The sequence below is a fragment of the Mycobacterium sp. IDUB_17 genome (assembly GCF_055419465.1).
Window position 1 is genome coordinate 715,826 of the sequence record NZ_JBVAXS010000001.1, and the last position, 12,361, is coordinate 728,186.

10 protein-coding genes are annotated in these 12,361 nt (G+C 66.8%); 4 read left to right on the plus strand and 6 right to left on the minus strand.

The features are described 5' to 3' along the window. The first annotated feature begins 2 nt into the window (after positions 1 to 2). The 4 genes from ACZYZ7_RS03560 to ACZYZ7_RS03575 are packed head-to-tail and all read left to right on the plus strand — an operon-like array spanning position 3 to position 5,753. Positions 3 to 1,433 carry an ABC transporter substrate-binding protein gene (locus tag ACZYZ7_RS03560; protein ID WP_450069077.1) on the plus strand — a complete coding sequence of 477 codons (1,431 nt, stop codon included), beginning with the start codon at positions 3 to 5 and terminating at the stop codon, positions 1,431 to 1,433. Then, the gene (locus ACZYZ7_RS03565; protein ID WP_463740209.1) at positions 1,430 to 2,290 is read left to right on the plus strand and encodes an ABC transporter permease; all 861 of its coding nucleotides are present in this window, start codon (positions 1,430 to 1,432) and stop codon (positions 2,288 to 2,290) included. Before ACZYZ7_RS03560 ends, ACZYZ7_RS03565 begins: the two co-directional genes overlap by 4 nt. Continuing rightward, positions 2,287 to 3,048, plus strand: coding sequence for an ABC transporter ATP-binding protein (locus tag ACZYZ7_RS03570; protein WP_450069079.1), 762 nt, complete (start codon positions 2,287 to 2,289; stop codon positions 3,046 to 3,048). Before ACZYZ7_RS03565 ends, ACZYZ7_RS03570 begins: the two co-directional genes overlap by 4 nt. Positions 3,049 to 3,053: 5 nt before the next feature. Then, positions 3,054 to 5,753 (plus strand): fumarate reductase/succinate dehydrogenase flavoprotein subunit, encoded by a 2,700-nt coding sequence (locus tag ACZYZ7_RS03575; RefSeq protein WP_463740540.1) that lies wholly within the window; start codon positions 3,054 to 3,056, stop codon positions 5,751 to 5,753. Here ACZYZ7_RS03575 and ACZYZ7_RS03580 read toward each other — a convergent pair. The 6 genes from ACZYZ7_RS03580 to ACZYZ7_RS03605 form a co-directional block, all read right to left on the minus strand. Continuing rightward, a complete protein-coding gene (locus tag ACZYZ7_RS03580; protein ID WP_450069080.1) occupies positions 5,750 to 7,072 on the minus strand; it encodes a lipase family protein in 1,323 nt (440 codons plus the stop codon). The two genes, ACZYZ7_RS03575 and ACZYZ7_RS03580, sit on opposite strands and share 4 nt — an antisense overlap. Positions 7,073 to 7,170: 98 nt before the next feature. Continuing rightward, entirely contained in the window at positions 7,171 to 8,703 is a 1,533-nt protein-coding gene (locus ACZYZ7_RS03585; protein WP_450069081.1) for a flavin-containing monooxygenase, read from the minus strand. A 23-nt stretch (positions 8,704 to 8,726) separates the two neighbouring features. Beyond that, positions 8,727 to 9,794 carry a 4-hydroxy-2-oxovalerate aldolase gene (dmpG, locus tag ACZYZ7_RS03590; RefSeq protein WP_463740210.1) on the minus strand — a complete coding sequence of 356 codons (1,068 nt, stop codon included), beginning with the start codon at positions 9,792 to 9,794 and terminating at the stop codon, positions 8,727 to 8,729. Beyond that, positions 9,791 to 10,708, minus strand: a complete 918-nt coding sequence (locus ACZYZ7_RS03595; protein WP_463740211.1) for an acetaldehyde dehydrogenase (acetylating) — start codon at positions 10,706 to 10,708, stop codon at positions 9,791 to 9,793. Before ACZYZ7_RS03595 ends, dmpG begins: the two co-directional genes overlap by 4 nt. 26 nt (positions 10,709 to 10,734) lie before the next feature. Next, on the minus strand, positions 10,735 to 11,517 hold the full coding sequence (locus ACZYZ7_RS03600; RefSeq protein ID WP_450069084.1) for a 2-keto-4-pentenoate hydratase: 783 nt from the start codon (positions 11,515 to 11,517) through the stop codon (positions 10,735 to 10,737). Further along, complete coding sequence (locus ACZYZ7_RS03605; protein WP_463740212.1) at positions 11,514 to 12,353, minus strand: alpha/beta fold hydrolase; 840 nt, start codon at positions 12,351 to 12,353, stop codon at positions 11,514 to 11,516. Before ACZYZ7_RS03605 ends, ACZYZ7_RS03600 begins: the two co-directional genes overlap by 4 nt. Positions 12,354 to 12,361 lie beyond the last annotated feature (8 nt).

Genomic DNA, 12,361 nt, shown 5'->3' on the forward strand with positions numbered 1-12,361 from the left:
ATGTGAAAACAGCCCTGATCGCCCTCACCGCCGGTCTCACGCTCGCGACCGCCGGCTGCTCCCTGGACTCGGCGACGAAATCGGCCGACACCGTCGACGTCGTCGTCGGCTACCAGTCCAAGACCATCAACACCGTCACCGCCGGAACGTTGTTGCGCGCCCAGGGGTACCTGGAACGCCGTCTCGCTGACATCACGACCCGCACCGGCACCAAGTACAACGTGACGTGGCAGGACTACGACACCGGCGCGCCGATCACCGCGCAGATGGTGGCAGAGAAGATCGACATCGGCTCGATGGGCGACTATCCGATGCTCATCAACGGGTCCAAGACACAGCCCAACGAACGCGCCAAGACCGAGATCGTGTCGGTCACCGGGTACAACCCCAAGGGTGCGCTGAACATGGTTGTGGTGGCACCGGATTCGCCGGCCAAGTCGTTGACCGACCTGGCCGGCAAGAAGGTCTCGGCCAGCGTCGGATCGGCAGGCCACGGCATGCTGGTGCAGGCCCTCGGTAAGGGCGGGATCGACGCCAAGACCGGTGTGGAGGTGCTCAACCAGCAGCCTCAGGTCGGCGCGTCGTCGCTGGAATCCGGTCAGGTCCAGGCACTTTCGCAGTTCGTCGCCTGGCCGGGTCTATTGGTCCACCAGGGCAAGGCCAAGCTGCTCTACGACGGTGCCGAACTGAACTACCCGACCCTGCACGGTGTGGTGGTTCGCCGGGCGTATGCGGCTGAGCACCCTGAGGTGCTCGACGCGTTCCTGCAGGCGCAACTCGATGCCACCGACTTCCTCAACACGAAGCCGTTGGAGGCGGCCCGCCTGGTGGCCGAGGGCAGCGGGCTGCCGCAGGAGGTTGTGTACCTGTACAACGGGCCAGGCGGCACCTCGTTCGACACCACCCTCAAGCCGTCGCTGGTCGAGGCGCTCAAAGGCGATGTGCCCTACCTGAAGTCGATCGACAATTTCGCCGACCTCGATGTGACCGGTTTCGTGCAGGACGGACCCCTGCGGGCGGCGTACTCCGCGCGCGGTCAGGACTATGACAAGGCATTGAACTCGAACGCCAACCCGTCGGCGTTGGGCGGCACCGACCCGGTGTGCCACACCGCCGTCGACAATCCCGCCACGGCCGGCGAGCTCTGGCTCGACGGATCGGACACCACCACGGCGGCCGCGACGCCGGTCTGCCTGCTCAAGGCGATCCGGCAGGCGGAAGGCGAGGGCAAGAAGGTCCGCGCCGCCTATGTCTCCGACGCCGAGTTGGGCACCCGGTGGTTCGCCGACAAGTCCGTGTGGGTGCGGCTGCCCGCACCGGGCGCCGAGGGCTTCCTGCCGTTCGGAACCCAGGCCGGTGCCGAACGCTATACCGCTGCGCATCCCGGCGCTGCGATCGTCGACTACCGCCAAGCGCTGGCAGGTGCGGTGTGACCACCACCGATACCCCGCCCGTCACGGTCGGCGACCCTCCCGTCGACCCGGCGGAAACGCATCACCGCCGCACGCCTTCGGTCTGGCCGCATCGTCTGGTGCGGCTGGCCTCGGTGGTCGGCGCGGTCGTCCTCTGGCAGCTGCTGACCGCCAACAACGTGCGGGTGGGGCTGCGGTTCGACACTCTGCCGACCGTCACCGAAATCACCGCGGCCCTGGTGAACCGGCTGGGCACGCCGGAGTACTGGCTGGACCTCGGCCAGTCGCTGATCCGGATTCTCACCGGGTTCGGGATCGCCGCGGTGGTCGGTGTGATCACCGGAATCCTGCTGGGGCGCACCGCCTGGTTCGCCGACATCTTCGGTCCGCTCACCGAGTTGGCCCGGCCGATACCGGCGATCGCCATCGTGCCGGTGGCGATCCTGCTGTTCCCCAGCGATGAGGCGGGAATCGTGTTCATCACGTTCCTGGCCGCCTACTTCCCGATCATGGTCAGCGTCCGGCATGCGGTGCGTGCGCTTCCGACCATCTGGGAGGACTCGGTGCGCACCCTCGGTGGCGGTCGTCTCGACGTGCTGCGCCAGGTGGTGCTGCCGGGCATCCTGCCCGGACTGTTCGGCGGGCTCTCGGTCGGCATGGGGGTTGCCTGGATCTGCGTGATCTCGGCCGAGATGATCTCTGGCCGCCTCGGTGTGGGTTACCGCACCTGGCAGGCGTACACGGTGCTGAACTATCCCGACGTGTTCGTCGGCATCATCACGATCGGCGTACTCGGTTTCGTGACCGCCGCGGCGGTCGAGTTCATCGGCCGGCGGGCGACGCGTTGGTTGCCGCGCGGTGAGGAGGTGACGCGATGAGCCCCACCGACACCGCTACCCGGGCCGCCACCGGAATGCGATTGGAACTCGATCGAATCCGGTTGTCCTACACCGGCACTCCGGTGATCGACGATCTGAGCCTCACCGTCGAGCCCGGTGAGATCCTGGTGCTCACCGGTCCGTCGGGGTGCGGGAAGTCCACGGTGTTGCGCGCGTTGACCGGGCTGCTGCGGCCCGACGCCGGCCGGGTGCTGGCCGACGGCGATCCGGTCACCACCACCTCACGGGACCGCGGCATGGTGTTCCAGGACAGTGCGCTGCTGCCGTGGCGCACGGTGCGGTCCAACATCGAGCTGGCCCTGCAGCTGCGGGGTGAACCCAAGGCGGGTCGCCGCGAACGTGCCGACCGCTGGATCGCCGAGGTCGGCCTGTCCGGATTCGCCGAGTTCCTGCCGAAGAACCTGTCCGGCGGTATGCGGCAGCGGGTTCAACTCGCGCGCGGGCTGGCCGGTGCGCCCCGTGCGGTCATGATGGACGAACCGTTCGCCGCGCTGGACACCCAGACCCGGGCGGCTATGCAGCGGTTGCTGATCGACACCTGGCAGGCCCATCCGACCACGATCGTGTTCGTCACCCACGACGTCGACGAGGCGCTCACGCTCGGTGACCGCGTTGCGGTGCTCGGCCGTGCCGGACAGCCGCTGCGCACCCTCATCGAGGTGGCCCAGCCCCGAACCGACCATCCCGAACGATCCGCGCTGCGCGCCGAGATCATTGCCGCCCTGGAGCAACCGTGACCGAATTGACCCAGATTCCCGATATTTCAGACGCGATTCGAATCGACTGCGACGTGCTGGTGATAGGCGGTGGCACCGCGGGCACCATGGCGGCGTTGACCGCCGCCGAGAACGGCGCCCAGGTGCTGCTGCTGGAGAAGGCCCACGTGCGGCACTCCGGAGCGCTGGCCATGGGCATGGACGGCGTCAACAACGCCGTCATCCCCGGCAAGGCCGAGCCCGAGGACTATGTCGCCGAGATCACCCGGGCCAACGACGGAATCGTCAACCAGCGCACCGTCTATCAGACCGCGACCCGTGGGTTCGCGATGGTGCAGCGGCTCGAACGGTACGGGGTCAAGTTCGAGAAGGACGAGCACGGTGAGTACGCCGTGCGGCGTGTGCACCGTTCGGGCTCCTATGTGCTGCCGATGCCCGAGGGCAAGGACGTCAAGAAGGCGCTGTACCGGGTGCTGCGCCAACGCTCGATGCGCGAGAAGATCCGGATCGAGAACCGGCTCATGCCGGTTCGCGTGCTCACGCATGAGGGACGAGCGGTGGGTGCGGCCGCATTCAACACCCGCACAGGAGAATTCGTCACCGTCGCCGCCAAGGCGGTGATCCTGTCCACCGGCGCGTGTGGCCGCCTCGGGCTTCCGGCGTCGGGATATCTTTACGGCACCTACGAGAACCCCACCAACGCCGGCGACGGATACGCCATGGCCTACCACGCCGGCGCCGAACTGTCGGGAATCGAGTGCTTCCAGGTCAATCCGCTGATCAAGGACTACAACGGGCCGGCGTGCGCCTATGTGGCCAACCCATTCGGTGGCTATCAGGTCAATGCGCTGGGGGAGCGGTTCGTCGACTCCGACTACTGGTCCGGGCAGATGATGGCCGAGGTCAAGGAGGAGATCGAATCGGCCCGCGGGCCGATCTACCTCAAGGTCAGCCATCTGCCCGATGAAACACTGACCACGCTGGAGAGCATCCTGCACACCACGGAGCGACCCACCCGCGGAACGTTCCACGCCAATCGCGGACACGACTACCGCACCCACGACATCGAGATGCACATCTCCGAGATCGGGTTGTGCTCAGGGCATTCCGCCTCCGGAGTGTGGGTGGACGAGCATGCCCGCACGACGGTGCCCGGCCTGTACGCGGCCGGAGACCTGGCGTGCGTTCCGCACAACTACATGATCGGTGCCTTCGTATACGGCGATCTCGCCGGCGAGCATGCCGCCTCGACACTGTCGGATGTGGCTGCGCCGGTGGAGCTTCCGGACGATCAGGTGGCCCAGGCCCACGAGCTCATCTATCGTCCGCTGCGGCACCCGGACGGTCCGCCGCAGCCGCAGGTCGAGTTCAAGCTGCGGCGGTTCGTCAACGACTATGTGGCACCGCCCAAGACCGCCACCAAGTTGTCGATCGCGGTGCAGACCTTCGAGCGCATGACCACCGAGGTCGAGGGCATCGGGGCACGTACCCCGCACGAGTTGATGCGCGCCGCGGAGGTGTCCTTCATCCGGGACTGCGCGGAGATGGCGGCCCGGTCCTCGCTCACGCGCACCGAGTCACGCTGGGGGCTGTACCACGAGCGGGCCGATTTGCCGCAGCGCGACGATGCGCAGTGGCGCTACCACCTCAACCTCTACAAGGACGCCGACGGCGCCATGCAGTTCGTGAAGCGGCCGGTGGCACCGTATTTCGTCGCGGTGCCGGAGTTGGACCACCTGACTTCCCACGATCCGGTGACCACCGTCGAACAGCCCCACCTGCACGGCGGCCGGGCGCCTGCCGCCGAACGCTCCCGGGTGCGCCCGGCCGGATCCGCGCAACCGCCGTCACCACGTATCGCGGCGGTCCTGGCGTTGGAGGAGCCCTCCCTGGAGGATCTGACTGCCTACCTGGCAGATTCCGACCCCGGCGTGCGCAGAACCGCGGTCGCCACTCTCGTCGAGCATCTGCCCGACGGGTACCAGCCCGTGCTGGTTGCCGCACTGGCTGATGGCGACGCCGAGGTGCGACGGGAAACCGCGGATGCGGTACGTGAACTCGTCGAGGTCCTGCCCGACCCGGGCGCTTTCGCCGACCGGCTGGAGTCCGCGGACCCGGTGGTCCGTGCGGTCACGGTCTACCTGTTGAGTTCCCGGCGGGTCGGCGACGCCCAGGCGTACCGCCTCGCGTCGACCGATTCCGATCACCGGGTGCGGATCGAGGCGGTGCGGGCGCTGGTGTCGGTCGACGACCACACCGGGGTGGCGGCAGCCACCACCGACGAGAACCGGGAGGTCCGGATCGCCGCGGTAGGCGGACTGGCGACCCTGCGTGCCGGCGCCGATGCGGTGCGCGTGGCGCTCGATGACACCGATCCGCTGGTGCGGGCGGCGGCCCTGGCGGCACTCGGCGCGGTCGGCTGCACCGGGGACGACGTGGTCAGTGTCGAGAAGGCGTACACGGAGTCGGCCTGGCAGATCCGTCAGGGCGCGGCACGGGCGTTGGCCGGGGCCCTACCGGAAGTGGCGGTTCCCACCCTGTCGCGGGCGCTGAACGACCAGCATCTCGATGTCCGCAAGGCCGCTGTGCTGAGCCTGAGCCGGTGGGCGGGTTCGGAGTCGACGGCCCGTCAGGCACTCACCGTGGCCTTGGACGACAGTGATGCCGATGTGCGGGCCTATGCGCGTCAGGCGTTGGCGCGCACAGGCCCGCACGTTCCGGGCTAGAACTCTCCGCAGTTGGGAGCGGTGGGCACCCCGTTGAACCGGTCGGTGAGCCAGTCCATGGTTGGTTCGCCGTCGACGTACGGTTGCAACAAGCTGGTGGTGGCCATCTTGTTCAAGAACGGTGCCATTTCGTTGGTCCGGAACGTGACGTCGCCACCCTTCGCGCACCAGTCGTTCGCAGTGTCGACGGCCGACGCATAGGGCGCGAGGGAATCCCAGCGGTTGTGGGTGACCAGGACCGGGCCGGTGGGCTTGAGGCTGCCGATGCGTTGAGCCGCCAGCAGACTCCGGATCGGATCGTTGCCGACCAGGTCGTTCAGGTCGGTGTTGAACCACGGCTGCACGTGCCGGAAGGCGTAGTCGACACTGCCCTGGACCAGGCAGGTGTGGCCGCTCCAGTCCAGCATCTGCAGACCCCGCGGTGTCAGTGAGTTACGCAGTGGTTCTTCGGTTTGGGGGTAGGACGCGATGATGCCACGCAACATGTATCCGGTGAGCACTGCCAGGAAGTTGCCGTCGATAGCCGGAAGCGCTGCCGCGATATCAGTGACGGCCCCGGCGGCGTAGGTGCCCACAACCCGGAGTTCAGGCGCGTAGCTGCCGGCCAGTTCGGCGGCCGACATCGAGGCCTGTCCACCGGATGCCCAGCCCCAGAACGCCACCGGCCCATTAGGATTCAGCGACGTGTCGGGGAGTTTCATTGCCGCGCGGGCGGCGTCGAGCATCGCGGTACCGGCCGCGACTCTGTTGAGGAACTGCGGTGACTCCGAACCATGAACACCCATGCCGACGCCATCGGTGACCACGACGGCGAAGCCACGGGCCAGCAGGGTGGCGATGAACCCCTCTTCGTAGTTGAACATCAGGTCGAACCCCTGAGAGAAGTGGATGCCCTGGTTGAACAGTCGCGACGGCGCACACTGTTCACCTGTCCCATACGGCCCGGTCGCGTACGCGAGCAGCGGACGCGGGCCCTTGCCCGTCCATGGGGCGTCGGGTTCGATGTAGGTTCCGGTCACGGCGACCGGCTTTCCCTGAGCGTCAGTGCTGCGGTACATGATTCGCGTACCACCTCCCACGAACGCGCCGAGTTGACCCGAGGGTTCGAGCACCAAACGTGACGGTTCGCTACGGATGAGATCGCCTGGTCGGCTATCGGGCAGAGGCGTCGGCGGTGTGTAGAATTCTTCGTAGTGCTGGTCGTCGGCCCGGGCAACGGGGTTCATCAGCGTGGCCGGCCAAGCGGTCCACGCCAACGCCGCGATCACCAGAGCGGTTGCGAGTCGGGTTCTGGTGCGGCAGTGGGGGATTAGTGGCATGGGACGTCCTAGGTCGAAGTAAATGGGTGTGCGCAAGTGCTGGCGCCGCGCACCCGCGGCGTCAGTGAGTCAGTCAGTTGTGCGGTGAAGTGGAAGCGTCAGGTTCTGGACGCAGCAGCACGCGGTGCGCTGTGCCGGGCCCCTGTCTTGTCGTCGATCCGGCGGTGCAGCTTTCGGGTGGCGGCCCGGTAGGCGGCCGGCCTGATCGGCAACAGCCACTGCCGAAGCTGGGTCCACCGTCCGACGTTCACGCCGGCCTCATCAAGGATTTCGTCGATCTGGCGCACAGAGAACGGGATGATGTTGGTTCCGCGAGCGTGCTTGCCGTCGGTCCGTTCGATCATCCACTTCAGCCGGCGCTCGGCGAATGCGCGCTGCTGCTCGACCGGCGGCAGCTCGGCGTACCCGGCCAGATAGTTGACCACCCAGATCGCGGCGGCTTCGGCGCTGATCGGGCTCAACAACGACGACCCGTAGCCGACGAAGAACAGCCGGGGTACATCGACGGGCAGAATCTGGCGGTACAGCTGGAAATTGCCGTCCGCGTCGGTGATACGCGACTGTAGGTCCTCGGCCAGGAACGGTGTCCGCTGCTGGTAGCCGGTCGCACAAACCACGGCGTCGACGCGACGGGTGGTGCCGTCGGAGAACTCGACCGTCGGGGCGCCATCCTTGTCGTAGAGCCCGATGATCGACACGCCGCGACGAATGTCGATGACGCCGTCGCGAATCTTCTCGTAGAAGCCCTCGGTGGCCAGACTGACCGCATGCCGCACGATCCGTTCGAACGGACCCTCCGGCACCAGGCCGAGCCGGTCGAACATCAACTGGCGCCGAGCGACCCGTCCCACCATGCCGAGCATGGCATTGCGGGCGAACCGGCCGGGGCCGGTGATCATGCGGGCGATGCCGCGCTGGTCGAGGTGGTCGAACAGTCCCTCAGAGAGTCGGGTCAGCAACACGTACTTGTAGTTGATCACCCCACCGACCTTGCGGGGCATCTTCCAGGTGACCTCGCGGGCCGCGACGGTGGTGGACCGCGCCACGTCGCTGAGTGCCTCGGCGATATCGCATGACGACTTGCCGTAACCGATGACGACGATGTCCTTGTCGGCGGCGTCCTGCAGGTCGTTGAATTCCGAAGCGGCGCAGATGCGCCCGCCCGCCCGAGTGAAATCCTCGATGCCCGGGTAGTCCGGAATGAACGGGTCGCAGAAGATTCCGGTGGCCACGATCAGCTGATCGAATTCGGTCTGCTCGACCGTCCCGGTGATGAGGTCACGGGTGGTCAAGGTCCAGCACCCTGCTACCTCGTCGAGTTCGGCCGAGACCACCTCGGTGTTCAGCCGGACCAGGCGCTCCAGGTTGAAGTGCCGGGCGTACGCGGCGAGGTACTGCTGCACCTGCGCGCCGGTCGGCCACTCCGGATACGCCTTCGGCATCGGGAAGTCCGAAAAGGCATAGGTGTCCTTGCCGTTCTGCGTGGTCACTCCCGGGTACAGGCGGGTGTGGCTCCACACGCCGCCGACGTCGGGAACTTTGTCGAAAATAGTTACGTCGAAACCGAATTCCGTCAGCAGTTTGGCGGAGCACAGGCCGGCGACGCCAGCGCCGATGATGGCGATCTTCATCTGGGTGGTCCTTCGATCGTGTTCTAGACGGGGCTGAGTTCTGAAGTGGCGGTGTGGGATTGGCTGCGTTCGCGCTGGAGGTCGATGGCGATGTCGATGATCATGTCTTCCTGGCCACCCACGTAACGTCGTTCGCCGACGCGGTAGAGGATTTCGTGAGCGGGTACTCCGTAGCGTTGCGCGGCCCGTTCGGCATGCAGCAGGAAGCTGGAATAGACCCCGGCGAAGCCCTGCACGATAGACGACCGGTCCATCACCGGGAGCCGGGAAATATAGGGTTTGACAACATCTTCGGCGGCCGCCAGGAGCTGGTCTTTGTCGACTCCGGTGGCGATGCCCAGCCGATGGAACACGGTGGCCAGGACCTCGGTGGGCGAATTGCCTGCCCCGGCGCCGAGCGCTACCAGCGAACCGTCGATCTGGCGTGCGCCGGCGCGATAGGCGAGAACCGAGTTGGCAACGCCGAGGCTGAGATTCTGGTGGCCGTGGTAGCCGACCTCGGCGTCGTTGCCCAACTCCGCGACCAGGGCCGAGACTCGGTCGGTGACGTCGTCGAGGATAAGCGCTCCGGCCGAGTCCACCACATACACGCATTGGCATCCGGCGTCGGCCATGATCCGGGCCTGGCGGGCCAGATCCTCCGGGCTCGACATGTGCGAGAGCATCAGGAATCCGACGGTCTCCATACCCAGCTCGCGGGCAGCTCTGAAGTGCTGAATGGCGATGTCGGCCTCGGTGCAATGGGTGGCGATCCGCACCGCGCCGGCCCCCAGATCATGGGCGACCTTGAGGTCCCTGACGGTGCCTAGGCCGGGCAGCAACAGCACCGCGATCTTGGCCTGGCGGGCCTGGGCCACCGCTGCCGAGATGAGTTCGGTTTCGTCGACCAGCGAAAAGCCGTAGTTGAAGGTCGATCCGCCGAGTCCGTCGCCATGGGTGACTTCGATCATCGACACCCCGGCCGCATCGAGGGCGGCCACGGTGTCACGGACCTGGGCGATGGTGAAGCGGTGCGCCATCGCGTGGCTGCCGTCGCGCAGCGTGGTGTCGACGAGGCGTACATCGCGTGCCCCGGTGTCCCAATTGTTCATCGTGCTACCACCTGATCTTGTGCGGCCAGCAGTGACGCGGCGATCCGTTCGCCGGCCTCGGCGGCGGCTGCCGTCATGATGTCGAGGTTGCCCGCGTAGGGCGGCAGGTAATCTCCCGCTCCATGTACTTCCAGAAGCGTTGTCACACGCGCCTTTCCGTTCCAGTCCGGGCGGGGGTCGTCGAACTGCGGGTCGGCCTTGAGCGCGTAACCGGGTACGTAGGCGGAGACCGTGCGGACCATGTCGTGGATCGATTCGGCGATCCGGTCGCGATCGGCATCGGGATCGATGGCGCAGAAAACGGTGTCGCGCATGATCATCGGCGGATCGACCGGGTTGATGATGATGATCGCCCGGCCACGGGCCGACCCTCCGACATCCTCGATGGCCTTGGCGGTGGTTTCGGTGAATTCGTCGATGTTGGCTCGGGTTCCCGGGCCGGCCGACCGCGATGAGATCGACGCGACGATCTCGGCGTAACTCACCGGGGTTACCCGGTTCACCGCGTGCACGATGGGGATGGTGGCCTGGCCGCCGCAGGTGATCATGTTGACGTTGGGCGCCGTGGTGTTGATGTCGAGATTCACCGCTGGGCAGACGAACGGCCCGATCGCGGCGGGGGTGAGGTCGACGGCACGGATCCCCGCCTCGGCGTACCGGGGGGCGTTGGCGGCGTGCGCCTTCGCCGAGGTGGCCTCGAACACGATGTCGGGCAGATCATCCTGGGCGAGCAACCAGTCGACGCCACCGGCCGAAGTGGTGACCCCGCGGGCCGCGGCGCGCGCCAGCCCGTCCGATGCGGCGTCGACGCCGACCATGTAACGCACGGTTATCCGGTCACTGTTCGCCAGTTTGGCCAGCAGATCGGTGCCGATGTTGCCCGGCCCGACGATGGCGGCAGAAATTGTGGACATTGTCTCTCCTCTGGGTGTCGGAGTGCTCACTCGGCGGCGAAATGGGCTGTGACGCTGCCGAGTGCGGCGAATTCGACGTGGAAGCTGTCACCCGCCCGAACCGGCAGTGCCGCGGTCATGGAGCCGGGGATGACCGTCTCGCCCTCTTCGATCGCGACGCCGCGGGCGCCGAGGACGTTGGCCAGCCAGGCCAGCGCGTTGAGCGGAGAACCCAACACCGCAGCACCGGCGCCGGTGGCGACCAGTTCACCGTTGCGGTGCACCAGCACGCCCATCAGGCGCAGGTCCAGCTCGTCGAGCCGCCGTGCCGTGCCGCCGAGTACCACGCCACCCGAGGACGCGTTGTCGGCGATCGTGTCGATCAGGCGGATATCCCAGTCCCGGATTCGGGAATCGATGATTTCCACTGCGGGCAACACGACGTCGACCGCACGCGCCGCGTCGGCCACCGTCACACCCGGTCCGGCCAGGCGGCGGCCCATCACGAAGGCGATCTCCGGTTCCACCCGGGGCTGCAGGAATCGGTCGACGGGGATCGGAGTGCCTTCGGGCAGGAACATCGATGCGGTGAGCCGCCCGTAGTCGGGGCAGTCGACGCCGAGCTGGGACTGCATGGCCTTGGATGTCAGACCGACCTTGTGGCCACGGACGGGGTCCCCGGCCTGCATCCAAGCCGAAACCTGGTGCTGTTGAATCGCATACGCATCGTCGATGGTGAGGTCGGGTTTCTCGGCGGTGATCCGGCCGATCGGCGTTCCGTCGGTGTAGGCGGCCAACAGCTGGTCGGCCAGCTCGGTGTGCGCTGTCATGCGCTCGTGGCTTCGCGGAGGAACTGCGCCACCAGCTGCTGGAACCGTTGCGCGTGCTCGATCTGGGTCCAGTGCCCGCACCGACCGAACACATGCAGCTGGGCATTGGGGATCTGTTCGAACATGTGCTGGGATGCCCGCACGGGAACCACCCGGTCCTCGCGGCCGTGCAGGATCAAGACCTCGTGTTCGATGCGGGCCAGTGCCTCATCCGGCACGATCTGCGCATCCAACCAGCGCTGCCGCGGCGGCGGGAAGACCTTCTCGAAAACCTCTTGCGCGCCGGGGCGAATGGTGGCCCGATACCGCAGCTCGGCGAGTTCGTCGGTCACCAGCGACCGGTCGAAGGCCATGATGTCCATGACCTTCTTCATGTTGGCGACCGACGGGGTATAGCCCCACAGCTGGTCGAGCTCGTCGCTGAGCGGCATCGCCACCCCGCCGGGGCCCATCAGGGCGATCCGGTCGAGCCGGTCGGGGTGCCTGGTCGCCAAATGCAGCGCCAGCCCACCGCCGAAGGAGTTACCCACGATGTGGGCCTTCTCGATGCCCAAACCGTCCAACAGCGCCAGGATCTGGTCGATCCAGGTGTCGAAGATGGTGAACTGCAGGGAATCCGGAACCTCGGTGTATCCGAATCCCACCAGATCCGGTGCGATCACCCGGAAGTCCTGCGAGAGCACCGGGATGAGGCCGCGCCAGTTGGCCCACGCGGACACCCCGGCGCCGGATCCGTGCAGCAGCAGCACGGGCGCGCCGTCGCCCACATCGTGGTAGTTGGTGTCGTAGCCGCAGGTGTTCTGGGTGCGGCCGATCTCGGGATTGTCTGTCGACATGGTGGTCT

Bases quoted from the DNA above. Each gene is read 5' to 3' on its own strand.
- dmpG (WP_463740210.1), bottom strand. From the start codon at position 9,794: ATGAACAATTGGGACACCGGGGCACGCGATGTACGCCTCGTCGACACC.
- ACZYZ7_RS03600 (WP_450069084.1), bottom strand. From the start codon at position 11,517: ATGACAGCGCACACCGAGCTGGCCGACCAGCTGTTGGCCGCCTACACC.
- ACZYZ7_RS03605 (WP_463740212.1), bottom strand. From the start codon at position 12,353: ATGTCGACAGACAATCCCGAGATCGGCCGCACCCAGAACACCTGCGGC.
- ACZYZ7_RS03585 (WP_450069081.1), bottom strand. From the start codon at position 8,703: ATGAAGATCGCCATCATCGGCGCTGGCGTCGCCGGCCTGTGCTCCGCC.
- ACZYZ7_RS03595 (WP_463740211.1), bottom strand. From the start codon at position 10,708: ATGTCCACAATTTCTGCCGCCATCGTCGGGCCGGGCAACATCGGCACC.
- ACZYZ7_RS03580 (WP_450069080.1), bottom strand. From the start codon at position 7,072: ATGCCACTAATCCCCCACTGCCGCACCAGAACCCGACTCGCAACCGCT.
- ACZYZ7_RS03570 (WP_450069079.1), top strand. From the start codon at position 2,287: ATGAGCCCCACCGACACCGCTACCCGGGCCGCCACCGGAATGCGATTG.